Origin of the sequence: Haloarcula sp. CBA1127, assembly GCF_001485575.1 — an archaeon.
Lineage (GTDB): Archaea > Halobacteriota > Halobacteria > Halobacteriales > Haloarculaceae > Haloarcula.
This window is the reverse complement of the sequence record NZ_BCNB01000006.1, coordinates 985,368-1,011,348: the sequence shown is the minus strand read 5'-3', so window position 1 is coordinate 1,011,348 and position 25,981 is coordinate 985,368. Positions and strand designations below refer to the sequence as shown.

Sequence of the window (25,981 nt, the reverse complement as noted above, 5' to 3'; positions counted from 1 at the left end):
TCGGGAAAAGACCATGACAGCGGGGCGGCGGCGATACCCTTTTTCACCGCGGGCACGCATTCCCGGCTATGACTGAGGGCGCACCGCCGGACGAGACAGATGTCGAGGCGGCAGACGACGGATCGGCCGGAGACCAGTCGGACGACCCGGCGGCCGCGGATGACGGGGCCGACGACGGCACCACAGGGAGCGGCCCTGCTGACTCGGCCACTGAACAGACAGCACCGGCCGAGCAAGCCAGCGAGACGGCGGTGTCCGAAGCCAGTGACATCCCGTCCGACGTACAGAAGTACGACCGCTTCAAGAAAATCGAGGGCGGGACCTACGACCGCGCGAACGACTTCCTCCGGGACCGGACGTACATCACCGCCCGCGAGTGGGCTATCGCCCGGCTCTGTGCCGACTTCCGGACCGAAACTGGCGTCGAAATGACGAAGATCGGGGAGAACCTCCCCGAACTCGTCCCGTTCATGACGGACACGTACACGCCACAGGCGGTCAATCAGGCCCGCGCCGCCTTCGAAGACAAGGTCCGGAAAGCCGGCGCGACGTTCCTCTACGGTGCGATGTGTGACTTCTTCACCGCCGAGGACCTTGACGACGTGATGTACGAGGCCACCGAGGTCGCAAAATTCCTCCTCGAAGTCGAGGGCGTCGACCTCGCCGTTGAGGACGAGATGGAGGCCGAAGACCGGATTTCCTCGGTGATGCGGGAGGTCCGCGAGCAGTCGGCGGCGCTGCGACACGACGAGGTGTGTTGTCCGGAGTGTGGCAATGAATTCCAAGTTGACGAGTAGCCACGGCTGAGATGGACGACATCGACCCCGACGCACAGCCGTCGATGTCGGTCCACGAAGCGACACAGAAAGTGCTGCGGACCGACCTGGCCATCGGCATCGGCGGCGCGGTGCTTGGCTATGCTGAGGCAGGGACAGCCCTGTTCGACGTACTGCCGGTGGTTGTCGGGTTCGGCCTCCTGACGGGGATCACGGTGGCTGTCGTCGAACACGACGCGGTCCCGGGCGTCTACCCGGAGGTCGCCGCACTGGCGGCGTTCATCGTGCTTTCCGGGGTTGTCGCCGGCCTCATGACGCTTTCCGAGGTGTCGGTGACACTCGTACTCGCGGCCGTTCTCTCGGGCTTCGGTGTCGGTGTCATCGGCAACCGGGTGCTCTATGGCATCGTCTTCGACGTGCCGGCGTACCGATTGACCCGGGTGCGCGAGCAGTCGTCGTCGAGCAGTCGGTGACCGATCCAGAACTGGCTTTCAGTCGGGGAAGAACGGCTCTGGGTCCTCGTGGGTGACGGTAACCACCTCGTCGTCGGTGAGCGGTCGGATGTGTGAGTACAGTCCGTGGTCGGCGGCGACCTGCGAGAGGTCCGCGCGGTCGGTCTGGTCGTAGTACAGCGGCACGAGCACGGCGAGGTCGTCACCACATTCCAGCGCGACAAGCAGGAACACCATCCCGTCGTCGGTCGCCCGGAACACCTCGGAGCGGTCGACGGTACGGTCTTCGAGGGCGTCGGCGACCCGCCGGAACTCGTCGCCGGGAACCACGACATCGAAGCCGAGCCGCCGAGTTTCGGGCTCGTACTCGCCAGTCTGTTCGGCCATCGTCCGCGGCTCACCGGTCAGCACCGTCACGTCGCCGGGGTGAAGTTCGATGGCCTCGCGCCCGTCGTCGCGGTACTGTGTCGCCGTGGCCGCCATGTCCTCGATGACCTGCTCCCAGTGACCGACGACACGGTCGAAGGGGTTAGACTCGGGGTCGACAGGGTCGTTCATACGTCGAGTGTGGCGGCGGCCGGGATAAATTGTTGGTGGGATAGTGGCACAACAGTTTTACTGGTATTTTGAGAAGTGGGTGGCAGATGCGCGACCTCTTAACATTATCCGACCTCCGAACCCAGTTCGAGACGGACCGCGGCACCGTCAAAGCCGTCGACGGCATCGACCTCACTGTCAGGGAGGGGGAAACCGTCGGGCTGGTCGGCGAATCCGGATCGGGGAAATCTGTCACAGCGTTGTCGGCAATGGATATCATCGACGAGCCCGGGCACATCGCCGGTGGGGAGATTCGATTCGGCGCACTTGGGACAGTCACACGACTGTCTCGGCAGTATCCGAAGGAAGTACGGACGGCCGACAGTGACAGCGGTTTCATCACCATCGAGGCGGCGACGGTCGACCGGAGTCGGCTCCCCGCATCGCTTGAGACGACGGCCGATGACCGGACGCTGGCCAAGCAGTTCATTCAGAAGGCCCCGAAGAAGGCCCTCCCGGAGACTGGTGACGCACCCGTCACGATTACTGACGGCTACGTCGACCTGACGGCAGCCCCGGAGCGGGTGATGCGGGACATCCGCGGCGGCGATATGGGGATGATCTTCCAGGACCCGATGACGTCGCTGAACCCCGCAATAACGGTCGGCGAGCAGGTCGCGGAGAGCCTGCGCCTTCACCGCTACGGGAACAAGCGAAACGACTCGTGGTTCAACGCCGTCCGTGAGATCACGCCCTCGATCAGCCGGGGCGGCAAGATGGACGAGGAGATCCGGTCTGACGTTATCTCGCTGCTGGAGGAGGTCGGTATCCCGGAACCGGCCGACCGCGTCAACGAGTATCCCCACGAGTTCTCCGGCGGGATGCGCCAGCGCGTGCTCATCGCCATCGCGCTGGCGTGCCGGCCGAAACTGCTGGTCGCCGACGAGCCGACGACGGCGCTCGACGTGACCATTCAGGCACAGATTCTGGACCTCCTCGACGACCTGCAGGCGGACCTCGGGATGTCGGTGCTGTTCATCACGCACGACCTCGGCGTCGTCGCGGAGACCTGCGACCGCGTCGCCGTGATGTACGCCGGCGAGATCGTCGAGGAGGGACCAGTCGAGGAGATATTCCAGAACCCATCACACCCGTACACGTACACGCTGCTGGAATCGATACCGGGCGAGGGAACGGAGCGGCTGACTCCAATCGAGGGGAACGTCCCCAGCCTCATCGATATGCCCGAAGGCTGTCACTTCGCCGACCGCTGTCCGTGGGCCGAACCCGAGTGTCGTGAGGGCGAGATTCCGTCTCTCCAGCACGGTCCGGACGATGTCACCCACCGCTCGAAGTGCATCCACCAATCGTTCGATACGGACGAATACGGCACCGGCGACGCCGGCGTCGCCGCGACGGAGACGACGCGAACGGACAGACAGCTCATGGAGGTCGACGGGCTGAAAAAACACTTCTCGCGGGCCGACGACCTGCTGGACAAGTACATCGGCCGCGAACCGGAGTCGGTCAAGGCCGTCGACGGCGTGTCGATGGACATCTACGAGGGCGAGACGCTGGGACTCGTCGGCGAGTCCGGCTGTGGGAAATCGACGACCGGCCGGACCATCCTCCGGCTACTCGAACCGACAGATGGGAAAGTAGTTTTCGCCGGGCAAGACCTTTCGGAGCTTGATAAAAGTGGCCTGCGAGAGGTGCGTCGGGACCTGCAGATGATCTTCCAGGACCCGATGTCCAGCCTCGACCCGCGGATGACCGTCGGCCAGACGATCATGGAGCCGCTGAAGATCCACGACCTCCCGGAAGACACCGGTGACGGCTCACGCCGCGAACAGCGGGTCGACCGCGTAGCCGACCTCATGGAGGCGGTGGGGCTCGACCCAGACCAGTACGACCGCTACCCGCACGAACTGTCTGGCGGACAGCGCCAGCGGGTCGGCATCGCTCGTGCGCTCGCCGTCGATCCCGATTTCATCGTCTGTGACGAACCCGTTTCGGCGCTGGACGTGAGCGTGCAGGCCCAGATAATCAACCTTCTGGAGGACCTCCAGCATGAGTTCGGCTTGACGTATCTGTTCATCGCCCACGACCTCTCTGTGGTGCGCCACATCTGTGACCGGGTCGCGGTGATGTATCTCGGCGAGGTGGTCGAAGTCGCCGACACGCCGGACCTGTTCGCGGACCCGAAACACCCCTACACGCGGGCGCTCATGTCGGCCATCCCGGAACCGGACCCGACCGTGGAGGCCGATCGGATACTGCTGAAAGGCGATGTCCCGTCACCGATTGACCCGCCGTCAGGCTGTCACTTCCGGACTCGCTGTCCCGAGGTCATCCCGCCGAATATCGATATCGAGCAGGAGACGTATCGCGAGGTAATGGACTACCGGCAACGGGTCGAAGACGAGGCCATCACCATCGATGCAGTTCGGAAGCAGGCCGGAAACGACGACAGTGCCACAGCGGCGACGGACGGTGGCGCGGACCTCACCGAGCCGCCGAGCGGCAGGGGAGAGGTACCGATGGCAGCGTTCAAACAGACGATGTTCGACCGGTTCTTCGAAACGAGCCTGACCGGGGAGAACCGCCGCGTCGTCGAAACGTCGATTGAGCATCTCGCAGACGAGGACTGGGACGCCGCCGCATCGGTGCTACGGGATCGATTCGAAAGCGTCTGTGAGACACAGCACCCTGAACTCCAGACGGACTCCCATCCAGCGGCCTGTCATCTTTACGAACAGGAGGAGAGAGACAGCAACTGACTAATATTACTTAGCTGCACATAACGCTCAGTAGATATATAACTGAATCATTGATCTATCCGGTACAATTATAATAGATCTGTTTGAAGAAAGTTCCATGTCATCCGGTGATTCTCTGGACAGGCGGAGCTTCCTTACCGCGGCCGGCAGTGCCGCGGCAGCCGCAACGCTCGCAGGTTGTTCCGGCGACGGTGGCGACGGTGGCGGCACCGAAGGTGGAGACGGCGGCGACGGCACTGGTAGCGACGGCGGCGACGGCGGCGACGGCGGAAGCGACCAGACGCTCGTGTACGCCCGCGGTGACCACCCCGAGAACTACGACCCGCAGCAGTCGACCAGCGGCGAGGTGGCGAAGGTCACCAATCAGGTGTTTGATACCCTCATCCAGTTCGCAGCCGGGAGCGGCGGCCAGCTGGAGGACGCACTCGCGACCGACTACACTCTTGAGGGCACCACCGCGACGTTGACGCTCCGACAGGGTGTGATGTTCCACAACGGCGAAGAGTTCACCGCGTCGGACTTCAAGGCGACCTGGCAGCGGTTCACCCAGAGCGACTACGAGTACTACCTCGGCGACGATACCCGGTCGGGGTACGGTCCGTTCACGCTTGGCGACTGGATCGAAAGCGTCGACGCGAGCCAGGACTACGAGCTGACGATTGAGCTTACACAGCAGTTCGCGCCGTTCCTGCGGAATCTCGCGATGTTCGCCTCGGCAGTCCTTTCGAAAGCCCAGATTGAATCGCTGGGCGACAACCAGGCCGACCTCGGAAGCGAACCCGCGGGCACCGGGGCCTTCCAGTTCGACACGCTCGACAACCCGAACGAGCGCATCCGACTGGCAGCCAACAACGACTACTGGGGAGACGGCCCAAGCGTCGGAACGGTCATCTTCAAAACAATCACCGAAAACAGCACGCGAGTGCAGGACGTCATCAACGGGGCCTCACACATCACGGATAATCTCGATTCCTCCGGATTCCAGCGCGCCGAGGAAAGCGGAACGGCGACGCTGTTGCGGAAGGACGGCATCAACCACGGCTACATGGCGATGAACATGGCCCGGTTCGAGCCGTTCCGGAACCGGCAGGTCCGCCAGGCCATCGCCCATGCCGTCAACACCGAGGCCATCGTCAACCAGATCTACCAGGGCTTTGCAACGCAGGCCTCCCAGCCGCTCCCGCCGGACGTGCTCGGGCACAACGACGACCTCGACCCGTATCCGACGGACAAGGAGCAGGCACAATCGATGCTCGAAGAGGCGGGCTACGGTGACGGCTTCGAGTTCGAACTCGCGACGTTCTCGAACCCCCGGGGATACAACCCCAGCCCGGTCAGCACAGCGAATCAAGTGAAATCAGATCTCGAGGAGATCGGTCTGACGGTCAACATCAACCAGTTCTCCAACTTCGGACCGTATCTGGACTACACGTCGGCCGGGAAACACGACGCCTGTTTCCTCGGCTGGTACACCGACAACGCCGACCCGGACAACTTCCTGTACGTCCTGCTGGACCCGCAGGTGGAGATGGACGCCGTCCCCGACGGGCAAGACTGGGTCAGTTTCGACGCCGACGGGTACAACACCCTCAACGTCTCCGGATGGGCCAACACCGACTACATGGAACTCGTCCGGGAAGCTCAGAAGACCTACGCAGAGGGCGACCGCGAGACGATGTACGAGGAGGCCAGCCAGATAGCCTACGACGAGTCCCCGTGGGTGTTCCTCGACTACGCCGAAACGCTTCGGGCGGTCAACGAGGCTGTCGTCGAAGACACCTACACGATCAGCTCCGTCGGTGGCCCGTATCTTAACACGGTCGAGTTGCAGTAGCGCTTCAAGTGAATTTTCGAATGAACTGGACACAGTTTCTTTTCAGGCTGATCGAGCCGGTGGTACCGCCACGGTTCGTCATCAAGCGACTGCTGTTGCTCATCCCGGTGCTGTTCGGCGTGGCGTCGGTCGTCTTCGCGATTCTGCACCTCGCCCCAGGCGACCCTGCTATCGTTATCGCCGGCCAGCGGGCGTCGGCCGAACAGCTCGAACAGATACGTGTTGAACTGGGACTTCGGCGGCCGCTCTGGGAGCAGTACCTGGGCTTCCTGTGGGACGCGGCACGATTCGACTTCGGCCAGTCCTACAGCATTAGCCGCGGGAACAGCGTCCGCTCGGTCATCTCGGACCGACTCCCGATCACGCTCGAACTCGCGATTTACGGTCAGGCAGCGGGTATCCTGCTCGGGCTGCCGCTGGGCATCATCTCCGCGGTCAAGCAGGACTCACTGACCGACCACGTCACTCGGATCGGGGCGCTGACTGGTATCTCGGTCCCGATATTCTGGTCCGGACCGCTGCTCATCCTGTTGTTCTCGACGTACCTCGACGTGTTCCCGACCAGTGGCCGCATCAAATCGACGCTGTTCCTGCCCGATACTTGGACGCTGCTCGGCCGTGAGCTGCCACTGACCGGGATGATAACTGTCGACACCATTTTGCTTGGGAACGCCGAGGCGTTCCTCTCGGCGGCGCATCACCTGTTCCTGCCAGCAGTGGTCATCGGCGTCTACTCGACGGCGCTCATCTCGCGGATGATGCGCTCCTCGATGCTCGAGGTCATCCGGCAGGATTACATCCGGACTGCGCGGGCGAAAGGTCAGGGCGCGAAGATCACGCTGATGAAACACGGCTTCCGGAACGCGCTGATTCCGGTCGTCACCGTCATCGGCATCCAGTTCGGCACGCTGCTGGGCGGCGCAGTCCTGACCGAAACCGTGTTCGGTATCAACGGGATGGGGCTGACTATCGTCGACGCTATCGGCGTCTCGGACTACCCGGTGGTACAGGGAACGGTGCTCACCTTCGCCCTGCTGTTCACGCTCGTGAACCTCCTCGTCGATGTCACCTACAGTTACCTTGACCCACGGATCCAACAATGAGTACGGACACCGAGACACGGGGTACGCTGGGACGCCTGCGGGCGTCCCCGTTCCTCGCCGACCTGCTGACGAACCGCCTCGCCGTCGTCGGGCTGACGATCATCCTCAGTATGGCCGCTGTCGCCATCTACGCCCGCGTGACATACGATCTCGGCGCACTTGCCGGCTCACAGCTCGGCACCGAAATTGCTGACCGCGCACCGCCCGGCTGGCTCGGTCCCGCGCCCGCGAACCAGCAGCTGTTCGGCACGGACGCGGCGGCCCGTGACATCTACAAGCGGAGTCTATACGGTGCGTGGCTGGCCCTGAAATTCGGGACGATCACGGTCGGGACCTCGACGACCGTGGGCGTCGGACTGGGGATTATTGCGGCGTACTACGGCGACGTGACCGACAACGTCATCATGCGGACGATGGACGTGCTGCTGGCGTTCCCGCCGCTGTTGCTCGCGCTCGCGCTGGTCGCAATCTTCCCGCGTGATCTTGGACTCTGGCGGGCCGTGGCGGCACTCGTGCTGGTGTACACGCCGCGGTTCGCCCGGGTCGTCCGCGGGGCCGCACTCAAAGTGCTCGAAGACGAGTACGTCGACGCCACGGTTGCGCTTGGCGCGACCGACCCGCGAGTTCTCGTCCGGCACATCCTGCCGAACACGCTCGCACCGATCACCGTCCAGTCCACGCTGAACTTCGGGCTCGCCATCATCGACCTCGCGGCGCTGTCGTTCCTCGGGTTCGGCGCACAGGCCGGGTCGCCATCGTGGGGCCTGATGCTGTCCCGCGGCGTCGAGAACGGTCTGCTGACTGGCGAGTGGTGGCTCTCCTTCTTCCCGGGGCTGTTCCTCGCTATCACCGTCCTCGGGTTCAATCTGCTCGGTGACGGGATGCGCGATGCGCTCGATCCGCGGATGCGCGACGCGGTCGACTGATGGCCCAGAGCGGCGACCCACCGGGGCTCCGGCAGTACGTCGCGGCCCGGGCGCGACTGGTGGGGAGCGGGCTGGTCGTCGGCCTCCTGCTTGGTGGCCTCGGCATGGCGGGCTGGACACTCTACACCGGTGATGCACGGTCGAGTGAAGCAACGGTGTTCGCCCTCGGCGCGCTGGTGTTCGGCTTTGGCCTACTGGGCTGGTCAGGGTCGATACTCGCCGGCCGCGGCATCGAAGCCATGCAAGAACACATGGACACACGAAGCAACTGGACCGAACGCGATTCGCGGCGAGCGATGGCCCGGCTCTGTGGCGGTGGCGGCGGGATAATGGTCGGGACGTCCGTCGTCGCGGCGTTATTCTAGCCGCTCGCTGTCCGCACCGCGGACGTTCTCGCCCTGATGGTCGTAGAACACGTCCTCTTGAGCAGTGCTATCGTCAGCTTCCAGCGCGTCGCCGCGCTCGTAGACGACCGCCCCACGGACCATCGTCCACTCAGGGAACACCGCGTCGCGGCCCTCGAACGGCGTCCAGTCACACTTGGAGTGCAGGGCCTCACCGTTGATTTTGCTCGTCTCGGTCGTGTCGACGAGCACGAGATCGGCGTCCTTGCCGGCCTCAATGGCCCCCTTCTGTGGCAGGCCGAACACGTCGGCTGGATTGCGTGCGGTGAGGTCCCGAACACGCTCGTAGGTGAGCCCGCTATCCGGGTCACGGGCTTCAGCCAGTAGGAGCGGGAGGACCGTCTCAACGCCAGGGACGCCCGACGGCGCGTCCCAGATGCCGGCGTCCTTCTCTTCGCGGGTGTGTGGCGCGTGGTCCGTCGCAATCATATCGACGGTGCCGTCGACGACCCGCTCGTAGAGCTTCTGACGGCGTTTTTCGCGGCGAAGGGGCGGGTTCATCCGCCCGAACGTGCCCAGCTCCGAGAGGTCGCGCCGAGAGAGCAACAGGTGGTGTGGCGTCACCTCGGTCGTCATCCCGGCCTCGTTGGCGATGTCGACGCCCTCCGGCGTGGACGTATGCGCGATGTGTATCGTCGCGTCGTGCTCTTTCGCGACGGCGCAGGCCCGCTTGACGGCCTTCGCTTCGGCCTTTGCAGTCCGGAACGCGCTCCATGCGTCGGCGTCGTCGCGAGCCTTGGCATCGTCGTTGAAGTAGTCGGCATCCTCGGCGTGGACGGTGACCGGCACGTCGTTGTCGGTGGCAGCCTCCAGCGCATCCGCGAACAGGTCGGCCTCGATACCCATGTCGCCGGTCGAGTCCGCGAGGAACACTTCGCCGAGTGCGAACAGCCGACGGCGCAGGAGGACGTTCGGAATCCAGTCGGCCGTGACGCCGCCGTTGATACCCCAGTCGACGACAGAGTCGGCAGCGAACTCGGCTTTCTGGTCGAACGACTCGCCGTCGATGGTTGGCGGGTCGGTGTTTGGCTGGTCGACGACAGCCGTAACGCCACCGGCCGCCGCGGACCGGGACCCACTCTCCCACGTCTCCTTGTGCGGGTAGCCGGGCTGGCGGAAGTGGACGTGCGCGTCAATCATTCCCGGGAACAACCGCTTGCCGGTCGCTTCGATGACGTGCTGGTCGGACGCGTCGAGGTCGCGGCCGACCTCGGCGATGGACTCGCCACGAACCCGGACATCCCGTTGGCGGCCGTCCGGCAGCGTCGCGTTACGGATGAGCATACGCCCAGTCGGCCGGGCGCACCCCTAAGTCTCTCGGATAGCGCTCACCGACACGTCGCGACCGTCAGCCAGCGGCCGCTCCAGCGCCGCGATGACCTGTTCGGGGTCGTCGGTTCCCCCAGCGTTGGCGACGCTCCCGACGCTCTGTGGGTCGAACGGGACATCGAGTGCCTCGTAGATGGGAGCCAGCGCCTCGGCGATAGCCTCGTGGTCTCGAACGACGACGATGCCGCCGACAACAGCGACAGACTGGCGGACACGCTGGGCGAGCCCCACGACTTTACCGTCGGCCTGAAGCGAGTGGCTCCCCGGACAGAATGCGGCGTCCGGTTCCCCGGTCCGGGCGGTGATGCCGCAGTCGTCAAGTGCGCGCTGCACAGCGGCTTTGGCCCATTCGTAGCGGTCATCGATAGTTCCTCGCGGGTCCTCGGTCGGGACGGCGAGGGAGAACGAGACAGTCGACCCGGTGTAGGCGACGGCGCGACCCCCCACGGCGCGCTCGATGACAGTGTACTCCCGGTCGCGAGCGGCCCGGCACGCTCGGTCATAGCTGTCGCTGTTCGCGTCACGGCGGCCGAACGCGACCTGTCTGTGCGGTCGCCAGACTCGCAGGGCTGGCTCGCGGTCTTCCGCGACCGTTTCGGCCATCTCGCGGGTCCGCTCGAAGTCGGTTTCGGGGTCGGTGGCGCGGCCCCGTAGCAGACGCATAATCGAGCGGTACGGTCCCGTTGGATTAAAACGGTCCGCCGGTCCAGCAGGTGACCCCGCAGCGGTGGATAGCGAACAGGCGACACATGGCCGTCGCGGCGGGACGTGTCGCACACCCGCTGCCCCCGCCGCGGTCGTCGTCAGCGCACGCGAAGCGGTGGCCCCGGCATAGCTCTTGAACCTTCGGACGACAGAGCCATACCGACACACCCCTAATCGCCGTCGATGCCCGTCACGATACCGCGGGATGTGCTTTTCCAGTACTACCGGTTCTCCCTGTACAACTCGCCGTTCGACGCCCACGACGAGGGATGTGCTATCGACCTCTACCCCGACGGCGAACGTGCGCCGTCGCCGGTCGCCGGCGAGGTCGTCGATACGAAGACGGTTCAGGCCCCACCAAAGGCCTACGCGGCCGAGCACGACCACCTCATCTTGATTGATACCGGCGACACTGTGGCGCGGTTACTGCACGTCAACCCGGCCGTCGAACCCGGCGAGACGGTCGCTGTCGGCGACGACCTCGGAGCGCTAGTGCGGGCGGGCTTTTTCGCGCCGTGGGTCCCCAACCACATCCACCTCGGCTTCCGCGACCCCGACGCGAACCCCTATCGGGCGTCGGGCTCACTGCCGGTCGACGTGGCCGTCGACGTGACGCCGCTGTCCTGGGACGGGACTGGCACCGTCGTCGACGGCGGCGAAACGTGGGTCCGACTCGACGAACCTGCCCATCCGGCACCCGGTGACTCCTTCGTTGGCATCGCCAACGATGTTGGCGGCGACGGTTCGGGCATTCTCGACGGCGGCTTGCCCCACTACTCGGGCGGTGGCCTGCTGAGCGATGATAATGCTGGAGCCGCGGCTCTTGCAGGCCAGCACGTCGGGACAGCCGACGGCCGCACGGTCGCGTGGGACGACGTGACCGTGCTGGCAAACGGCGAGCCGATAACCGGTATCGCGCTGTTCTGTGGTCGCGAGCGCTTCGGTGCGAAGCTCGTTGGCGAGGACATCGACCTCGCCGTTGGCGACGAGGTACGGGTGACCATCCAGCGGGCCGCAGCCGGCGACGACTCCTCGTAGCTACGACGCCCGGTAGCGCTCAATGTGGGTCTGCTTCGCCTGTTCGTAGGCCGGGTCCTCAGCCATCCGTCAGGCAAACGTGAGGCCGCCTCGGTCAGTCAGTTCGCCGAACAGCCACTCAGCGTGGTCCAGTGCGTACTCGCGGTGCTCGTCCTCGATGTAACCGACGGCGTCCTCGACAAGAATGGGTCGGTAGTCACGGAGGCCAGCGCTAGAGGCAGTGTGGAGTACGCAAACGTTCGCGAGCGTGCCACAGATAGCCAGGTCCTTGACACCGTGAGCGTCGAGCCACCCTTCCAGTTCTGTCTGGTAGAAGGCATCATAGGTGTGCTTGACGACGATCAAGTCCTCGTCCTGTGGGTCGACCTCGTCGACGAGTTCGGTCTCCCAAGAATCTTCAACGACGTGTTCGCCCCATCGGTCGAACTCATCGTAGTAGTGGGTGTCCTCGAACTGGTCGGGCGGATGCACGTCTCGGGTGAACACGACCTTCGCGCCGGCTTCGCGGGCACGGTCGACGAGTTCGGCGCAAGGCTCGATAGCCGCTTCGCTGTCCGGTGCGTAGAGGCTTCCATCGGGGTGACAGAAGCCGTTCTGCATATCGACGACGACCAGGGCGGTCTGTGCTGGGTCGAGTTCCATACGGGAACCTTGGCAGGGCGCGACTACGAAAGTTACTCCCACGGTGGGGTACGGAAGGCCCAAACAGACGCAGAAATTCTTTCTGGCCGGCGAATGCATTCACGATTAGCGTGTGACTTTTCACTGTGGTAACCCACCGTAAAAGTAGATGCGCCGCCCTTTCGCCCTCGTCGTTCTCTGTGCCGCTGTGCTGTTACTGGCGGGCTGTCAGGCACCCAGTGTGTCGCCCGACCAGACGGAGTCACACAATGCTGATCTGACACCAAGCGAACCCGCGACCGACTACGGGAACAACGACTCCGCCCCGTCAGCGCCTGCAACGGACCGGCTGGGCTACGAGAACGGCTACTGGTACAACGAATCGCTGTCAGTAACGACCGATGACGGACTGAACGAGACGGAGCGGGAAGCCGTCGTTGCCCGAACGATGGCCCGCGTTGAGCAGATTCGCGGTCTGGAGTTCGAGGAGACAGTGCCGGTTTCTGTCGTCTCGCGAGCCGAGTACCGCAACAACACGGGCGGCGGCGAGACCGGTGAGTCCCTGCGTCGATTTGACAACGTAAAGTTCGAGGCGCTGTTTTTCATCGGCGAGGACCGCGACTCCATCGCCGTCCAGAACAGCAACCGCGGGGAGAGCGTGCTGGGGTACTACAGCAGCCAGCGAAGTGAAATCGTCATCGTCAGTGAATCGGAGACACCGACGATTAGCCGGGGGACGCTGGCCCACGAACTCGTCCACGCGCTGCAGGACCAGCACTTCGGCCTCGAAAGTGACGCGCGGACGCGGGATCAGGTACAGGGTCGGAACGGCATGGTCGAAGGCGATGCCGTTGCTGTCACCCAGACCTACACCGACCGCTGTGGCGAGGCATGGCGCTGTATCGACAGGCCTGCCCAGAGCGGCGGTGGTGGCGGTGACCGCCACTTCGGCATCAACTTCATGCAGTATTTCCCCTACAGCGACGGGCCCGGCCTGATCGGAAATCTCCGAGAACGTGGCGGCTGGAGCGCCGTCAATGACGCTTACGACGACCATCCCGACGGGGCCACTGAGGTAACGTACCCCGAGCGCTACCCCGAGTGGGAACCCGAGTCAGTCTCGCTTGCGGACCGGTCCAGCGACGACTGGGGGCGGGTCAGACCCTCGACCGACCGCGACCGACCCGACTACGCCGTTGTCGGCCCCTCCGCCATCGCCGGGTCGATGGCGTACACCATCGCCGATGACTACAACGAGTCGAGCGTCGTCCGGACGCGAGATGTCATCAACTACGATGACGGATCGCTGGACAGCGATGACCCGTACAACTACGACCTGCCCGCGACCGACGGCTGGCAGGGCGGCCGGATGCACGTTTACGCCAGCGGTGACGAGACAGCCTACGTCTGGAAAACGACCTGGGCCAGCGAAGCCGATGCCCGCGAATTCGCCGACGCCTGGACGGCGGTCATCGCTCACTGGGGCGGCACTCGAACCGCGGAGGGCCACTGGGTCATCGAGGAAGACAGTCCCTACACCGACGCTATTTCGGTCAGGGTCGACGGGCAGACCGTCACTATCGTGAACGCACCGACAGCCGACGAACTCGATGAGGTCCACGATGCGTAAGGAACTGCTCATCGCGCTGGCGGTCGTCCTAGCGGGCTGTACAGTCCCGTCCTTCGGCGGCAGCGACCACCCCGAGACACCGACCGGCGAGGACGCCATCGGCTACGAGAACGGCTACTGGTACGATGACTCGGTGTCAGTGACGACCGACGACGGACTGAACGAGACGGAGCGAGAGGCCGTCGTTGCCCGGACGATGGCTCGCGTCGAGCAGGTCCGTGACTTGGAATTCAAAGAATCGGTTCCGGTTTCGGTCATCTCCCGAGCCGAGTACCAGAACCGGTCTGGGGGCAACAACAGCGGCGACAGCAGTCGTCCACAGGACCCCTGGAACGACCAGGTGTGGGAAGCGCTCCTGCTCATCGGTGAGGACTCCGGCAGCAGCGACGAAATCGACGATACGCTTTCGACGACTGTGCAGGGCTACTACTCGCCGAGCAAGGACGAAATCGTCATCGTCAGCCCAACGGAGACGCCACAGATCGACCGGCGCACGCTCTCACACGAACTCGTTCACGCCCTGCAGGACCAGCACTTCGGGCTGAACGGCTCCGCGGAAACGCAGGACACGCAACTGTCTCGGCAGGGCGTCACCGAAGGCGAGGCCAACTACGTCCGCATCCTCTACGAGCGCCGCTGTGGTGACGGCTGGGGCTGTATCGCGCTCCCGGACCGGACCAGCGACGGCGGAAGCAACGACGGCGATACCGAAAGCCAGGAACCGAGCTATAATGAGGGGCTGTTCACCGTTCTCTACCAGCCGTACGTCACCGGCCCGCGGTTCATTGATCAGGTTCGCTCTGACGGTGGCTGGGACGCCGTCGACGCCCTCCACGACGACTTCCCCGACAGCACCGAGCAGGTGCTCCACACCGAGAAATATCCCGACGAAGAGCCCGTGAACGTCAGCATCGCGGACCGCTCGTCCGCCGAGTGGAACCGCTTCGACCACGACCCGGTCGGCGACACGGCCGGGGAGACCTCAATCTACGCGATGATGTACCACAACGGCCAGACGGAGGGCGACCGCTACAGCTACGAGAGCGATATCTCGGCTGGCTGGGGCGGTGACCTCGTCGTGCCCTACCGCAACGGCTCCGGCGGCTACGGGTACGTCTGGGAGACCCGCTGGGATACCGCGGAAGACGCGAGCGAGTTCGAACAGGCATACCGGGCGGCGCTGACCGAGGAACACGGTGCCAGCCAGCCCCGCAGTAACGTCTATGTCGTCCCAGCGGACGACCAGTTCAACGACACGTTCCGCGTGGTCCGGTCGGGCAAGACCGTCCGCATCGTCAACGGCCCGACAGTGAGTGACCTCGACGAGATTCACCGGCAAGCGGAGTCTTGAGGGGCAGTCGCCGACCGGACCGCTTTTTTCGCCACACTGAAAACACCGTGCCATGAGCGAGGAGTTCGATATCGTCTCACCAGAGGCGATTCGCGAGGGGCGGGCGACCGACGCCTACTTCGACCGGACGATGGAGGCGCTAGAACACGCGGGCAAGAACCCGGACGTGGTCGCCGAAGTGACGGCGAACCAGTTCGCGACGGGCCGGTGGAAGCTGCTGTCGGGGCTGAAAGACGCCGCCGAGTTGCTCGAAGGACGGGACGTCGACGTTGACGCGCTCCCCGAAGGGCAACTGTTCGACGGCGGCCCAGTGATGCGAATCGAAGGGTCGTACCGGGAATTCTGTCGTCTAGAGACGGCGCTCCTTGGCTTTCTCTCACACTCGACCGGTATCGCAACACGGGCGCTGGAGGCCCGCCACGCCGCGCCGGAATCAACGGTGCTCTCCTTTGGGTCGCGCCACGTCCACCCATCGATCAGTGCGATGGTCGAGCGGTCAGCGCTGTTGGGCGGTCTCGACGGCATTTCGAACGTCGCTGCGGGCGAGGTCATCGGCCGGGACGCTGGTGGGACGATGCCCCACGCGCTCATGATCTGTTTCGGCCGCGGTAATCAGGAACAGGCGTGGCAGGCGTTCGACGCCGCCGTCCCCGAAGAGACGCCCCGCATCGCGCTGACGGACACCTACAGCGACGAGACCGACGAAGCGCTCCGCGCAGCGGAAGCCGTCGATGACCTCACAGGCGTTCGACTGGACACGACCGGCTCCCGCCGTGGGGACTTCCGCCACATCGTTCGGGAGGTACGCTGGACGCTGGACGCCTACGGCCACGAGGACGTGGACCTGTTCCTCTCGGGCGGTATCACCCCGGCAACCCTGCGAGAACTTCGGGACGTAGCTGACGGCTTCGGCGTCGGAGGGTACGTCGCCAACGCCGACCCGCTGGACTTCGCGCTGGATATCGTCGAACTGGACGGCGAACCGGCGGCCAAGCGGGGGAAGCTCACCGGGACGAAGTCGGTGTACCGAACCGCCGACGGCGGCCATCACATCGGTCTGGCCGACCGCGACGGGCCGGCAGACGCCGAGTCGCTACTGGAACCACTGATTCGCGACGGGGAGATCGTCAGGGAGTTCGACCTCGATGCGGCCATCGACCGCACGGCGGCGGACGCCGAGCGAGTCGGCTACGAAGGCGTGACCGTGGCCGAGTAACGGGCGTTAAGTCTCCGGGCCGCGAATACGAGGTATGGTCGACCGCATCATGAAGGTCAACGCGTACACGACCTTCGATCTACTCGACGGTGAGGTAGAAGGCCACGGCTTCGAGGAGGAGGCTCTGGCTGTCCTGAACGTGACCGCGCCGCGAAAGAACCCGGACCACGTCGAACTCCAACTGGAGATGGACAACACCGATCTCGACGCGGTGAAGCCACACGCGGATTCGGTGACGCTGTCGGCGGCCCAGGCCCGCGAACTGGCCACTGAACTGGAGGAGTACGCGGAGAAGGTCGAAGACGCACAGTCGGAGTAGTCTGTCCGTCGCAGCGATAGTCATGCATCGCCCCGGTTCGGTAATTCTATGGTGTGAAGACACATACCACGAAATATGTCAACCGAGACGCCCGGTAATCCAGCCGCACGGGAGCTGGGCTATTGCCCGTGTTGTGGCTACCAGACACTCCCGGAGGGCCGGCCCGGGTCGTACGAGATGTGTCCGGTGTGTCACTGGCTCGACGACCCGATTCAGTTCGGCGACGCGGAGTTCGTCAGCGATACGAACCACGTGTCGCTGACGGAAGCACGCGAGAACTTCCGCGAACACGGGGCGTGTTCCCCCGACGAGGCCGGGGACTGTGAGGAGCCGACAGGCCTCGACCGCGACCCGAACTGGCCCTACGAGGAGTGACGGCAGTTCAGGCTGCAAGCGCGATATCTAGATACAGCATAACGATGACGCCGGCCATCAGCCCGAGCGTTGCAACGCGCTCGTAGCCGCGCTGGTGCGTCTCGGGGATTATCTCGTCGGAAATCACGAACAGCATCGCGCCCGCCGCAAAGCCCATCGCATAGGGTAGGAGCGGTTCGATGGTCACGACGGCGACAGCGCCGAGCACCGCCAGCGGTATCTCCACGACACCGGAGCGAATCCCGGTGAAGACGGCGTAGAGCCGACGGTCCAGACCTGCGTTGATCGCCGCAACGGAGACGGCCAGCCCCTCGGGGATGTTCTGAATGCCGATGGCAAGCATCAACGAGAGCGCGCTGCCGATCTGGAGCGGGTCGCCGGCGGCTGCGCCGAAGCCGACCCCAACGGCAAGCCCCTCAGGGATGTTGTGGAGCGTAATCGCGAGGATGAACAGGACGACGCCCGCCAGTTTCGACTCGTCAACCGGGAGGTCCTGACTGGGGTTGGCCGCGTCCGACCGGCGGCTCCCGGTCAGGAGGTAGTGGGCGTGCGGGACGAGGCCGTCCGCGCGGTCGAGGAACAGCGCCCCCAGTGCGACGCCGACGAGCGTCGGAATCGGATTTCCGCCCGAGTATTCCTCGATGCCGGGGATGATGAGGCTCGTGAACGCGGCGGCCAGCATCACACCAGCAGCGAAGCCCAGCGCCGTATCCAGCGCCCGCTCCGAGGGGTCACGCCAGACCAACACGAGCGACGCACCAAAGAGGTTCATCGTCGCGATGATGACCCCGCCAACGAGGCCGTTTATCAACGGGTCGGTGCCGACGAGGTCGACAAACAGTTCGACGAACCCGGTTTGCATTGTCGAGTAGTGTACGTCGCCCCCTCTTGGGTGTACCGGCAGTCAGGAGCGGGCGTCTCTGTTTCAGTGGCAATCCCCGCAACGAATACGGACAGCCGACCGACAAGCCGCGACGCCGGAAAGTCCTAGTTCGCTTAGGTCGTCCAGCCGGCTTCAGGTAGCGCCTTCTAGCTGGTAGGGACCATATTCGAGCGAGTAAACGCTGTGTTAGAACGGTTCCGGCGAGCTGACGAGCCGCTGCATCTCCATCGCGCTGGAGAAGTCTTCCCGGGAGACAACACGGGTCCCCTCGGGGCTGTCGACGAAGGCGGCGGTGGCCCTAGCGGTGTCGAGTTCGACGAGCGCGTCGAAGGCGGCCGTTTCCGAGGCAAAGCGTGGCAGGTCGGTGTCCATCAGGTCAGCGACAGTGTCGGCCTCACGTTCGGCCTTGGAGAGTTCCCTGAAATCGCCGACTGTGACGACGCCAATCACGTCGCCGCCGCGCGTGACAGCGAACTCGGTCCGCCGATCAGCGAACATCCGGTCGACGAGGTCCTCGACACTGGCGCTGGCCTCGATAGTCGCGTCGAGCGGGCTGGCCACGTCGTCGACGGTCAGTCCTTCCAGCAGGGCAGCCAGGGCAACCGTTCGGGATTCGCTCGACGCGGCTCCGTAGACAAACAGCGCGAGCAGCAACAGCAGCGGGCTGAACGAGAGGACGCCGACGACGGCGAACAGCACGGCGAACCCGGTCCCGATACGGGCGGCGATACGGGTCGCCGTCGCGTAGGGCCGCGTTCGAGCGAGCAGCGCCCGGAGCACGCGGCCGCCATCCATCGGGAACGCCGGCAACATGTTGAACACGGCGAGAAAGAGGTTCGTGACGGCCAGCCAGCCGACGACGAACAGCGTTACCTGCGCGCTCGCCGGCAGCGCAAACAGCGCGGCGTAGCAGGCGAGCCCGGTCAGAATACTCACGGCAGGGCCGGCCAGCGCGATGACGAGCTCCCGGTTCCATTCCTTTGGCATGGCTTCGAGGCTGGCGAGGCCGCCGAGAATCCAGAGCGTGATTGACTCCACCCGGAGCCCGTAGCGCATCGCTGCCCAGGCGTGGCCTAGTTCGTGGAGGGCGACACTGGCGAACAGGCCCACTGCCGCGGCGGTGCCGATGAGCCACGGCGTCTGGCCCGCGGTCAGCACCGTGAGGTCGAGCGCCACGCCGGAGAGGACGCTCACGATGCCCGCATACACCGAGATCTGGGCCCCACTGCCGATAATCCAGGCCAGTACCGGCAGGAAAATCAACAGCGAGACGTTGACCCGTATCGGAATCCCCCAGACCGTCGTGATGTGGAAGTTTCGCACATGACGCCTAACGGACAGTGGCCGGGTATAGCTTCTGCCCGGGGGCGACGCCAGCGAGTAGCGGCCTTATTCAGGGTGTAGCGTGTACGGACACCTAATGACAGTTCGACACGACGGGCTGACCGTCGACTGGCTGGGGTACGCCACGCTCCGGTTTGCCGGCGACGACACGGTGGTGTACGTCGACCCGGGCCGGTACGGCGTGCTCACCGGCGAGTGGGAGCCCCACACGGACGGTATCGGCCATCCGCCAAGCAGCGACTATCGGCCGGAAGACGGCGACATTGTCTGTGTGACCCACGTCCACCACTACGACCCGGACGGTATCGAGCGCGTCGCGAGCGAGGACGCGACCATCGTCGCCTACGAAGGTATCGACGAGCGCGTTGGCGACCGAGACCTCCCGCCGCTATCCTCGCTCCCCTACGACGTTGTCGAGGTCGGAATGAAATCACAGACCACGGTCGATGACGTCCCGATCTGGTCGACACCGGCGTACAACGAGCCGGACGGCCGACATACGCTGCCCGATGGCACGCCGTACCACCCGGAGGGATTCGGCTGTGGATTCATGATTGCCGTCGAGGGGACCAGAGCGTTCTATCCTGGCGATTCAGACGTGCTGCCGGGCCACCGGACCCTTGAGGTATCGCTACTGTGTCCGCCCATCGGCCCGCGGGCGACGATGGACCGCCACGAGGCCGCCGCCCTGGCCGCGACCATCGACCCGGACCTCGTGATGCCAGTCCACTACAACACCTTCTCCAACCTCGAAGCCGACTCCCGCGAGTTCGCTGCCGACGTAGCCGAAGCCGGCGTCCCGGTCGTGCTAGACGAGCAGTGAGCGAGCGCCCCGCCGGTCTCGGATATCACCGGCGCTCAGTCCATTCGCTCCGGTCCCGGTGTGCGTCAGCTATCTCACCGATTTCGTCCGTCGTCAGAACACCACGTTCGGTGACGACCGTCACTGCCGACGCCGGCGTTATGTCGAAGGTGGGATTCGACACAGCGATGTCGGCGTCGCCGGCGTACACCTCCTGGGCGTCGCGTTCTTCTCGGTCCCACGCAGCGCGTGGTGCAATCTTGTCCGTCGCACACACCGCGTAGCAGTCCACGTCCGCGGCGGCCGCCGACAGCGCCGCCGAACAGGTACCAACCTTGTTGACAACGCGACCGTCCGGCAGGACGCGGTCGGCCCCGACAACGAGCGTGTCGGCGCTCCACGCGTCCAGTTCGTGGCCGAAGGCCGCGTCGGTGGTCAGCGTCACCGCGGTGCTCTCGGCAAGCGTTTCGGCGACGCCAACGCCTTCACCGCCGGGCCGTGACTCGGCGACGAGCACAACGTCGGGAGCAGCGGCGTCGACCACTGTACGGACTGTCCCGGACCGAGACAGCGTTGCGATGCGGTCGCCGACGTGCTCAGCGGCGACGGCCGCGGCGACCCGGTCGGCGGTCACCGCGTGGTTCAGCGTCTCGGTCGCGGCTCGCTCGACAGCCGCTGGCGATTCGTCGGTGACGGCGGTCATCGCCCGGTCGAGGCGGTTCGCGACGACGACCATCGAGGGGCGCACCTCGCGGATTTCAGCGGCGAGGGTGGCAAGCGCCACCCAGTCGTCGCCGTCCCGCTCGGCCGTCTCCAGATTGTCACGCCGTCCGGCGTCAGCCAGGGCGGCCTCGTCGCGCAGCACCTCCAACGCCCGGAGCGACAGCCACGCCGAGCCGTGGGTCCGATCCTCGCGAACGGTCGCCACTCGCGGCCGAACGCGGTCCCAGGAGGTCCACAGTCGCGGGACGGTCTCACGAGCCAGTATCTCGGGCGGGTGGACCCACGCAGTCTCGGTCGTCTCCTCGTTCGTCGCGACTGTGCGGGCCTCGCAGTCGAACAGGAACGGATGGACGACCCACCGGACGCCCCGGTCGTCGTCCGCGATCCGAAACGAGTCGCCCTGCCGGACAAGCGTCACCGCGTCGGCAAGCCCGGTCTCCTCGTCGATTTCGGCCCGCGCGGCCGTCTCCGGGTCCCGGTCCCGGCCAGCGTCGTCGGCGACGTGTCCCGCGACCCCGCCCCACTGGCCCTGATACGAACCGACCGCGTTGCTCCGGCGCAACAGCAACACCTCGCCCTCGCTGCGCAGGAAGCACGTCACGACGGGGCGTATTTCCATACGAGACGGAACGGCCGGTCGGGACAAGAAAGTCCGGGCCTGTGACGCCAGTCGCAGCGGGACGCTGTGAACGCTACAGCGCGTCAAGCAGGCGGTCGATATCGTCAGCCGTGTTGAACGCGTGGACCGACGCCCGGAGCGCCTCGGGGTGGGAAAGCGACCTGATAATGACACCCTCCGCCGCGAGTCGCTCGACGGTCGCCTCGGGGTCGTCGGCAGTGAACGTCACGAGTCCCGACTCGTAGTCGCGGGGGCTCAGCAGTCGGTCACCGAGGCCGTCCTTGAGCCGGTCGGTCAGCCGCTCGACACGGGGCTGAATTGTATCGAACCCAATAGCCTCGACCGTCTCGATGGCGTGCGCGAGCGCGACATAGGGAACCGGTGAGGTGGTGCCGACTTCGAAGCGGCGCGCGCCCTCGTGGTACTCGTATCCGTCAGCACCGGGGTTTTCGACGCTCCGGTAGCCAATACGGGTCTGGTGCAGTCGGTCATACCCGTCCGGGTCGGCATAGAGGAACCCGCCGCCCCAGACACCCAGCAGCCACTTGTGGCCCGCCGCGGCCACGAAATCCGCACCCCATTCGGTCACGTCGACGGGGTGTTGCCCAACAGACTGGACGGCGTCGACGAGTACCTGTGCGCCAGCGTCGTGGGCCACATCGACAACATCCGAAACCGGGAGGTTAGTCCCGTGGGTCCAGGAGAGCGAACTCAGCGCCACTAGTCTGGCGTCGGCCACGGCGTCTTTCACGTCAGCCATGTCGAGCCGACCGGCGTCTGTTTCCAGCACCCGGACCTCGATATCGTGGGTGTCGGCCAGTCGGTCCCAGGGGAGCGTGCCGGCGGGGTGTTCGAGGTCGGTCCGAACCACCACATCGCCGGGCTGCCAGTCGATAGCCCCAGCGACCATGTTGACCCCGTCTGCGGTACTGCGAGTCAAGGCGACGTTGGCGGCGTCAGTCCCGATATGGCTGGCGACGACTTCGCGGGCCGCCGCGAGAGCGTCCCACGCAACCGTATAGGGCCCCTCATCGGTGGGTGCGTCGAAGGCGTGGCGTTCGAGAAACGCCGTTGCAGCGTTGACCACAGGGCGCGGTGTCGGCCCGCTTGCCCCCGTGTTGAAGTACGTACACCGTTCGAGTGCCGGGATTGACGCTCGGAGCTCGGCTGGGTCCATATCCATTGTGAGGCCCCCCGGCGCCTTCAGCCCTGTGTGACCCAGCAGGCGGATTCAGGAGACGACAGTACGGTTCTATTTCTATGACGGGCTGTTTCCACTGTATTGCTAGGTTTGTTGTGTCTCACAACTTCTCCCGGTTGTTTCTATATTTTGGATTGTTGCGAGTACTCGATGTAGTCAGATAGAGTTTAGTGGCGACTCAGTCCTGCTGACACTCACAGCCGCCCTGCTCGAAGAACTCCGCGACGGCGTACTGGCTGCCACAGGACTGACACAACACCTGTGCGTCCAGAAACACCTCGAAGTCCTCGATGTCGATGCGGCCCGTGTCACGCAGTTTCTCGATGCGCTGGTCGGTGACCGACAGCGTTCGGGTCAGTAGCCGCTGAATGCTTTCCAGATCCTTTTCGATCTTCTCATCGTCGGACAGCCCCTGGTACTCCGCGCCGCGCCACTCCTTCAGATACGACCGAATAGCCTGATACGTGATGAAATCGGTTTCGAGACCATCGACGTCGACACCGTTGCGTTCGAGTCGATTGACCGTGTCAGTCCGAACCCCGGTGCTGATGTCGTCACCGGTGAGATTCTCGTAGGTCGATTCCACGTCGCTTTCGAGGGCGCTCAGGCCCGCATCGACCAGTTCGCGTTCGAGGAGGCGCTTGTTGAAAAACTCCGCGAGGTCACGGAGGCTCATGCGCTCTTCACCGTCACCCGTCCAGCGAGCCTCCATCTCCGCACCGAGTCCATCAAGTTCGTACTCGTCGATGAGTCGAGCGACTTTGCTCGACGGCCGGCCGTCTGTCGTATTCGCCATCTGTTGTTCCTACGTACGGTAACCGGAATTAAAAGACTACGGGGTTAGATCGAGGTGATGCGGTTGAAGTCGTTGTCGAGCGCTTGGGCATCCTCCGGCAGGAGGGCGACGACGAGATGCTCGGCGTAGTCAGCGAAGTACTCGACGAGCTCGGCGATTCGTGCCGAGTCGATGGCTTCCAGCGAGTCGAGCAGCATGAACGGAACGCTTTCGTGGAGGTCATGCACCAGATAGCCCGCAAGGGCGAAGATGAGGCCAGTCACCTCGCGCTCGCTCTCGCTGAGGTGCTCGATGGTGTCCTCGTACGCCGCACCGTTCTCGGTGGTCCGGACGATGTGGAGCTCGAACACCGTTCGGTCGACCTTCTGGCGTCCTTCGCGGACGGTCTGCTCGACGCGCTCGATCCAGATGCGTTCGAGGTTCTCGTACTCCAGAATACCGAGGATAGCGTCCATGTGCTCGTTGAACTCGTCGACGGCGTTGGCCTCGATCTGATCGATTTTCGTCCGTTTGTCGGTGAGTTCATCAACCAGCGCGTCGCGTTCCTCGCGGAGGTCGTCGGCCCGATTGACCAGTTCCTCAATCTCTTCGATTTCGGCCGACACGTCGTCAAGGTCGGATTCCAGGCTGTCGATCTCGAATTCGAGCTGATTCGCCTCCCGGTGTAGCGAGAGGATCTCGTCGAAGTCCTCGGATTCGAGGTTGTCGACCTCGTCTTCCAGCGACTCGACGTCATCAGTCAGTTCCTCGCGCCGCTCCTTCAGCGAAGTGATCTGCTCTTCGCGGCGTTCGATCTCCGTTTCGGTCTCCCGGATCTTCCGCTCGACGTTCTCGCGACGGCGCTGCTTCTTTTCGGCCTCGCGCTGGTCGGTCTTGAGGTCGTCGAGTTCCGACTTGATGTCGTTGAGGTCCTCGACCTTCTGCCGGCGGAGGTCCTGCAGGCGGTCGACGGTGTCTTCGATCTGCTCGCGGTCGACCGTCGAGCCACACGTCCAGCACACGACGGATTCCTCGTCCTCGCCTTCGAGGAGTTGTTCCGTGACATCGCCGTCTGAACCCTCGGGCGCGTCTTCGAGCGACTGGATGACGTCGTAGTCTTCCTCTTCGAGCCGTTCCTCGTTGTACTGGATGAGGCTCTGGAGATCGGAGATCTCGCTGTTCAGCCGCTGGCGCTGGTCGCGCAGGCTTGCGATCTCGTCTTCGAGGTGCTGCTGGTCGCCCATCGGCGTCTCCGGCAGTTCGTCCAGCTCGTCTTCGAGGTCGGACCGTTCGCGTTTCAGCGAGGAGATGCTCTCCTCCTGTGCCTCGATATCTCGACGGACGGATTCGAGGTCCGACCGCGTCGAACGGAGTTCGTCGAGTTTCTCTTCGAGGACATCCTGTTCCTGACGGCTCTCCTCGATATCTCGACTGCTGTTGTCGATCTCTTCTTCCCGCTCGGCCAGTTCCTCGCGTTTCTCTTCGATCTGCTCGCGGAGTTCGGTCCGGCGCTGTTCGAGATCCGGAAGGTCGCGTTGGCGGGACTCGACCGTGGCGAGTTCGTCGTTGATGTCGCCTTTCTCCGCTTCCAACTGTTCGACTTCCGAACGGATCGCGTCGATGTCGACCGGCCGCATGATGATCTCGCGGAGGTCGTCGCCGCGAGCCACTGACCGGCGCGCCTCGTTGGTTTCGAGGAGGAACGCGAACAGGTCGGCGACCTCGGGGTCGTCAAGATATCCGTCGCCGTCGAACTGAACAGCGTCCCCCGCTCGCGTGAGCGTCCGTTCGTACACCTCATCCCCGTAAGTGAGGGCAACGCTCCCTCCGTCGGCGTCGCCTTTCAGCGTGGCCTGCGTACTCCCCATCGCCGCCATAATAGACTGCAGAAACGACGTCCGGTTTGTGGCGTTTTTCCCCGTCAGCACCGTCACGCCCGGTGGAATATCGACTGTTGTCTCGTCGATCCCACCGATGTTGGTTACATCGAAATGGGCGACACTAGATCCTTGCTTTGATTCTGGCATTGCTTTGTCGTAGTCGGAGAGGATATAAAAATAATTTCATTGCCGAAAACCAAACTACAGATTATCGCCCATACTACGGGCTGATACGTCAGACAACAGCGGTATTACACAGCAGACAACGAACGAACCGACAATCGGCTCTGGAATAACACCTGTACCAATATTATTCCGAGCTAGAGCCGTTGGCGAGTATAGATTAGCCATTTCGTCA

At 64.3% G+C, this 25,981-nt stretch carries 24 protein-coding genes; 14 read left to right on the top strand and 10 right to left on the bottom strand.

Annotated elements, in window-relative coordinates; all coding sequences use genetic code 11:
* Nucleotides 1-68: 68 nt before the first annotated feature.
* The gene (locus AV059_RS09720) at nt 69-797 is read left to right on the top strand and encodes a DUF5806 family protein (protein ID WP_058994222.1); all 729 of its coding nucleotides are present in this window, start codon (nt 69-71) and stop codon (nt 795-797) included.
* Nucleotides 798-808: 11 nt separating this feature from the next.
* Complete coding sequence (locus AV059_RS09715; protein ID WP_058994221.1) at nt 809-1,249, top strand: hypothetical protein; 441 nt, start codon at nt 809-811, stop codon at nt 1,247-1,249.
* Nucleotides 1,250-1,267: 18 nt separating this feature from the next.
* Here the strand turns inward: AV059_RS09715 and AV059_RS09710 are convergent, their stop codons facing one another.
* Nucleotides 1,268-1,786, bottom strand: a complete 519-nt coding sequence (locus AV059_RS09710) for a hypothetical protein (protein ID WP_058994220.1) — start codon at nt 1,784-1,786, stop codon at nt 1,268-1,270.
* 86 nt (nt 1,787-1,872) lie between these two features.
* Between AV059_RS09710 and AV059_RS09705 the strand changes: the two genes are divergently transcribed.
* The 5 genes from AV059_RS09705 (at nt 1,873) to AV059_RS09685 (ending at nt 8,773) form a co-directional block, all read left to right on the top strand.
* Nucleotides 1,873-4,545 carry an ABC transporter ATP-binding protein gene (locus AV059_RS09705; RefSeq protein ID WP_058994219.1) on the top strand — a complete coding sequence of 891 codons (2,673 nt, stop codon included), beginning with the start codon at nt 1,873-1,875 and terminating at the stop codon, nt 4,543-4,545.
* Between the two features lie 97 nt (nt 4,546-4,642).
* On the top strand, nt 4,643-6,379 hold the full coding sequence (locus AV059_RS09700; protein WP_058994218.1) for an ABC transporter substrate-binding protein: 1,737 nt from the start codon (nt 4,643-4,645) through the stop codon (nt 6,377-6,379).
* 20 nt (nt 6,380-6,399) lie between these two features.
* Nucleotides 6,400-7,482, top strand: a complete 1,083-nt coding sequence (locus AV059_RS09695) for an ABC transporter permease (protein WP_079990751.1) — start codon at nt 6,400-6,402, stop codon at nt 7,480-7,482.
* Nucleotides 7,479-8,408, top strand: a complete 930-nt coding sequence (locus AV059_RS09690; protein WP_058994217.1) for an ABC transporter permease — start codon at nt 7,479-7,481, stop codon at nt 8,406-8,408. The genes AV059_RS09695 and AV059_RS09690 overlap by 4 nt, the downstream gene beginning before the upstream one ends.
* Nucleotides 8,408-8,773, top strand: a complete 366-nt coding sequence (locus AV059_RS09685) for a hypothetical protein (protein ID WP_058994216.1) — start codon at nt 8,408-8,410, stop codon at nt 8,771-8,773. The genes AV059_RS09690 and AV059_RS09685 overlap by 1 nt, the downstream gene beginning before the upstream one ends.
* Here the strand turns inward: AV059_RS09685 and AV059_RS09680 are convergent.
* Nucleotides 8,765-10,096, bottom strand: coding sequence for a dihydroorotase (locus AV059_RS09680; RefSeq protein ID WP_058994215.1), 1,332 nt, complete (start codon nt 10,094-10,096; stop codon nt 8,765-8,767). The two genes, AV059_RS09685 and AV059_RS09680, sit on opposite strands and share 9 nt — an antisense overlap.
* 24 nt (nt 10,097-10,120) lie before the next feature.
* Nucleotides 10,121-10,804: a lipoate--protein ligase family protein gene (locus tag AV059_RS09675; protein WP_058994214.1), complete on the bottom strand. Its 684-nt coding sequence runs from the start codon at nt 10,802-10,804 to the stop codon at nt 10,121-10,123.
* 225 nt (nt 10,805-11,029) lie between these two features.
* Here AV059_RS09675 and AV059_RS09670 point away from each other — a divergent pair, with 225 nt between their 5' ends.
* Entirely contained in the window at nt 11,030-11,884 is an 855-nt protein-coding gene (locus AV059_RS09670; RefSeq protein WP_058994213.1) for a hypothetical protein, read from the top strand.
* 69 nt (nt 11,885-11,953) lie between these two features.
* On the opposite strand, the gene AV059_RS09665 is transcribed toward AV059_RS09670, so the two are convergent.
* A complete protein-coding gene (locus AV059_RS09665; protein WP_058994212.1) occupies nt 11,954-12,526 on the bottom strand; it encodes a cysteine hydrolase family protein in 573 nt (190 codons plus the stop codon).
* A gap of 148 nt (nt 12,527-12,674) precedes the next feature.
* Here AV059_RS09665 and AV059_RS09660 point away from each other — a divergent pair, with 148 nt between their 5' ends.
* The 5 genes from AV059_RS09660 (at nt 12,675) to AV059_RS09640 (ending at nt 17,396) form a co-directional block, all read left to right on the top strand.
* Entirely contained in the window at nt 12,675-14,135 is a 1,461-nt protein-coding gene (locus tag AV059_RS09660) for an Hvo_1808 family surface protein (RefSeq protein ID WP_058994211.1), read from the top strand.
* Nucleotides 14,128-15,486, top strand: a complete 1,359-nt coding sequence (locus tag AV059_RS09655; protein ID WP_058994210.1) for an Hvo_1808 family surface protein — start codon at nt 14,128-14,130, stop codon at nt 15,484-15,486. The genes AV059_RS09660 and AV059_RS09655 overlap by 8 nt, the downstream gene beginning before the upstream one ends.
* Before the next feature lie 52 nt (nt 15,487-15,538).
* On the top strand, nt 15,539-16,702 hold the full coding sequence (locus AV059_RS09650) for a nicotinate phosphoribosyltransferase (protein ID WP_058994209.1): 1,164 nt from the start codon (nt 15,539-15,541) through the stop codon (nt 16,700-16,702).
* Between the two features lie 34 nt (nt 16,703-16,736).
* A complete protein-coding gene (locus tag AV059_RS09645) occupies nt 16,737-17,021 on the top strand; it encodes a DUF6360 family protein (RefSeq protein ID WP_058994208.1) in 285 nt (94 codons plus the stop codon).
* 75 nt (nt 17,022-17,096) lie between these two features.
* Nucleotides 17,097-17,396 carry a CPCC family cysteine-rich protein gene (locus tag AV059_RS09640; RefSeq protein ID WP_058994207.1) on the top strand — a complete coding sequence of 100 codons (300 nt, stop codon included), beginning with the start codon at nt 17,097-17,099 and terminating at the stop codon, nt 17,394-17,396.
* Nucleotides 17,397-17,403: 7 nt separating this feature from the next.
* On the opposite strand, the gene AV059_RS09635 is transcribed toward AV059_RS09640, so the two are convergent.
* Complete coding sequence (locus AV059_RS09635; RefSeq protein ID WP_058994206.1) at nt 17,404-18,258, bottom strand: ZIP family metal transporter; 855 nt, start codon at nt 18,256-18,258, stop codon at nt 17,404-17,406.
* 207 nt (nt 18,259-18,465) lie between these two features.
* Nucleotides 18,466-19,602 carry a site-2 protease family protein gene (locus AV059_RS09630; protein ID WP_058994205.1) on the bottom strand — a complete coding sequence of 379 codons (1,137 nt, stop codon included), beginning with the start codon at nt 19,600-19,602 and terminating at the stop codon, nt 18,466-18,468.
* A 97-nt stretch (nt 19,603-19,699) separates the two neighbouring features.
* Between AV059_RS09630 and AV059_RS09625 the strand changes: the two genes are divergently transcribed.
* Nucleotides 19,700-20,446, top strand: coding sequence for an MBL fold metallo-hydrolase (locus AV059_RS09625; RefSeq protein ID WP_058994204.1), 747 nt, complete (start codon nt 19,700-19,702; stop codon nt 20,444-20,446).
* 25 nt (nt 20,447-20,471) lie between these two features.
* Here AV059_RS09625 and AV059_RS09620 read toward each other — a convergent pair whose 3' ends face one another.
* The 4 genes from AV059_RS09620 to AV059_RS09605 all read right to left on the bottom strand — a co-directional run bounded on the left by AV059_RS09620 (nt 20,472) and on the right by AV059_RS09605 (nt 25,770).
* Entirely contained in the window at nt 20,472-21,767 is a 1,296-nt protein-coding gene (locus tag AV059_RS09620; protein ID WP_058994203.1) for an NUDIX domain-containing protein, read from the bottom strand.
* Between the two features lie 73 nt (nt 21,768-21,840).
* Entirely contained in the window at nt 21,841-22,944 is a 1,104-nt protein-coding gene (locus AV059_RS09615; RefSeq protein ID WP_058997545.1) for an aminotransferase class V-fold PLP-dependent enzyme, read from the bottom strand.
* Nucleotides 22,945-23,146: 202 nt separating this feature from the next.
* Nucleotides 23,147-23,764, bottom strand: coding sequence for a rod-determining factor RdfA (gene rdfA / locus AV059_RS09610; RefSeq protein ID WP_008307760.1), 618 nt, complete (start codon nt 23,762-23,764; stop codon nt 23,147-23,149).
* Between the two features lie 44 nt (nt 23,765-23,808).
* On the bottom strand, nt 23,809-25,770 hold the full coding sequence (locus AV059_RS09605) for an archaea-specific SMC-related protein (protein ID WP_058994202.1): 1,962 nt from the start codon (nt 25,768-25,770) through the stop codon (nt 23,809-23,811).
* Nucleotides 25,771-25,981 lie beyond the last annotated feature (211 nt).

Coding starts and splice junctions, on each gene's coding strand:
- AV059_RS09680 (WP_058994215.1), bottom strand. CDS start 10,096: ATGCTCATCCGTAACGCGACGCTGCCGGACGGCCGCCAACGGGATGTC.
- AV059_RS09690 (WP_058994217.1), top strand. CDS start 7,479: ATGAGTACGGACACCGAGACACGGGGTACGCTGGGACGCCTGCGGGCG.
- rdfA (WP_008307760.1), bottom strand. CDS start 23,764: ATGGCGAATACGACAGACGGCCGGCCGTCGAGCAAAGTCGCTCGACTC.
- AV059_RS09675 (WP_058994214.1), bottom strand. CDS start 10,804: ATGCGTCTGCTACGGGGCCGCGCCACCGACCCCGAAACCGACTTCGAG.
- AV059_RS09640 (WP_058994207.1), top strand. CDS start 17,097: ATGTCAACCGAGACGCCCGGTAATCCAGCCGCACGGGAGCTGGGCTAT.
- AV059_RS09710 (WP_058994220.1), bottom strand. CDS start 1,786: ATGAACGACCCTGTCGACCCCGAGTCTAACCCCTTCGACCGTGTCGTC.
- AV059_RS09605 (WP_058994202.1), bottom strand. CDS start 25,770: ATGCCAGAATCAAAGCAAGGATCTAGTGTCGCCCATTTCGATGTAACC.
- AV059_RS09700 (WP_058994218.1), top strand. CDS start 4,643: ATGTCATCCGGTGATTCTCTGGACAGGCGGAGCTTCCTTACCGCGGCC.
- AV059_RS09625 (WP_058994204.1), top strand. CDS start 19,700: ATGACAGTTCGACACGACGGGCTGACCGTCGACTGGCTGGGGTACGCC.
- AV059_RS09655 (WP_058994210.1), top strand. CDS start 14,128: ATGCGTAAGGAACTGCTCATCGCGCTGGCGGTCGTCCTAGCGGGCTGT.
- AV059_RS09615 (WP_058997545.1), bottom strand. CDS start 22,944: ATGGACCCAGCCGAGCTCCGAGCGTCAATCCCGGCACTCGAACGGTGT.
- AV059_RS09685 (WP_058994216.1), top strand. CDS start 8,408: ATGGCCCAGAGCGGCGACCCACCGGGGCTCCGGCAGTACGTCGCGGCC.
- AV059_RS09620 (WP_058994203.1), bottom strand. CDS start 21,767: ATGGAAATACGCCCCGTCGTGACGTGCTTCCTGCGCAGCGAGGGCGAG.
- AV059_RS09695 (WP_079990751.1), top strand. CDS start 6,400: ATGAACTGGACACAGTTTCTTTTCAGGCTGATCGAGCCGGTGGTACCG.
- AV059_RS09660 (WP_058994211.1), top strand. CDS start 12,675: ATGCGCCGCCCTTTCGCCCTCGTCGTTCTCTGTGCCGCTGTGCTGTTA.
- AV059_RS09635 (WP_058994206.1), bottom strand. CDS start 18,258: ATGCAAACCGGGTTCGTCGAACTGTTTGTCGACCTCGTCGGCACCGAC.
- AV059_RS09715 (WP_058994221.1), top strand. CDS start 809: ATGGACGACATCGACCCCGACGCACAGCCGTCGATGTCGGTCCACGAA.
- AV059_RS09650 (WP_058994209.1), top strand. CDS start 15,539: ATGAGCGAGGAGTTCGATATCGTCTCACCAGAGGCGATTCGCGAGGGG.
- AV059_RS09720 (WP_058994222.1), top strand. CDS start 69: ATGACTGAGGGCGCACCGCCGGACGAGACAGATGTCGAGGCGGCAGAC.
- AV059_RS09670 (WP_058994213.1), top strand. CDS start 11,030: ATGCCCGTCACGATACCGCGGGATGTGCTTTTCCAGTACTACCGGTTC.
- AV059_RS09705 (WP_058994219.1), top strand. CDS start 1,873: ATGCGCGACCTCTTAACATTATCCGACCTCCGAACCCAGTTCGAGACG.
- AV059_RS09665 (WP_058994212.1), bottom strand. CDS start 12,526: ATGGAACTCGACCCAGCACAGACCGCCCTGGTCGTCGTCGATATGCAG.
- AV059_RS09645 (WP_058994208.1), top strand. CDS start 16,737: ATGGTCGACCGCATCATGAAGGTCAACGCGTACACGACCTTCGATCTA.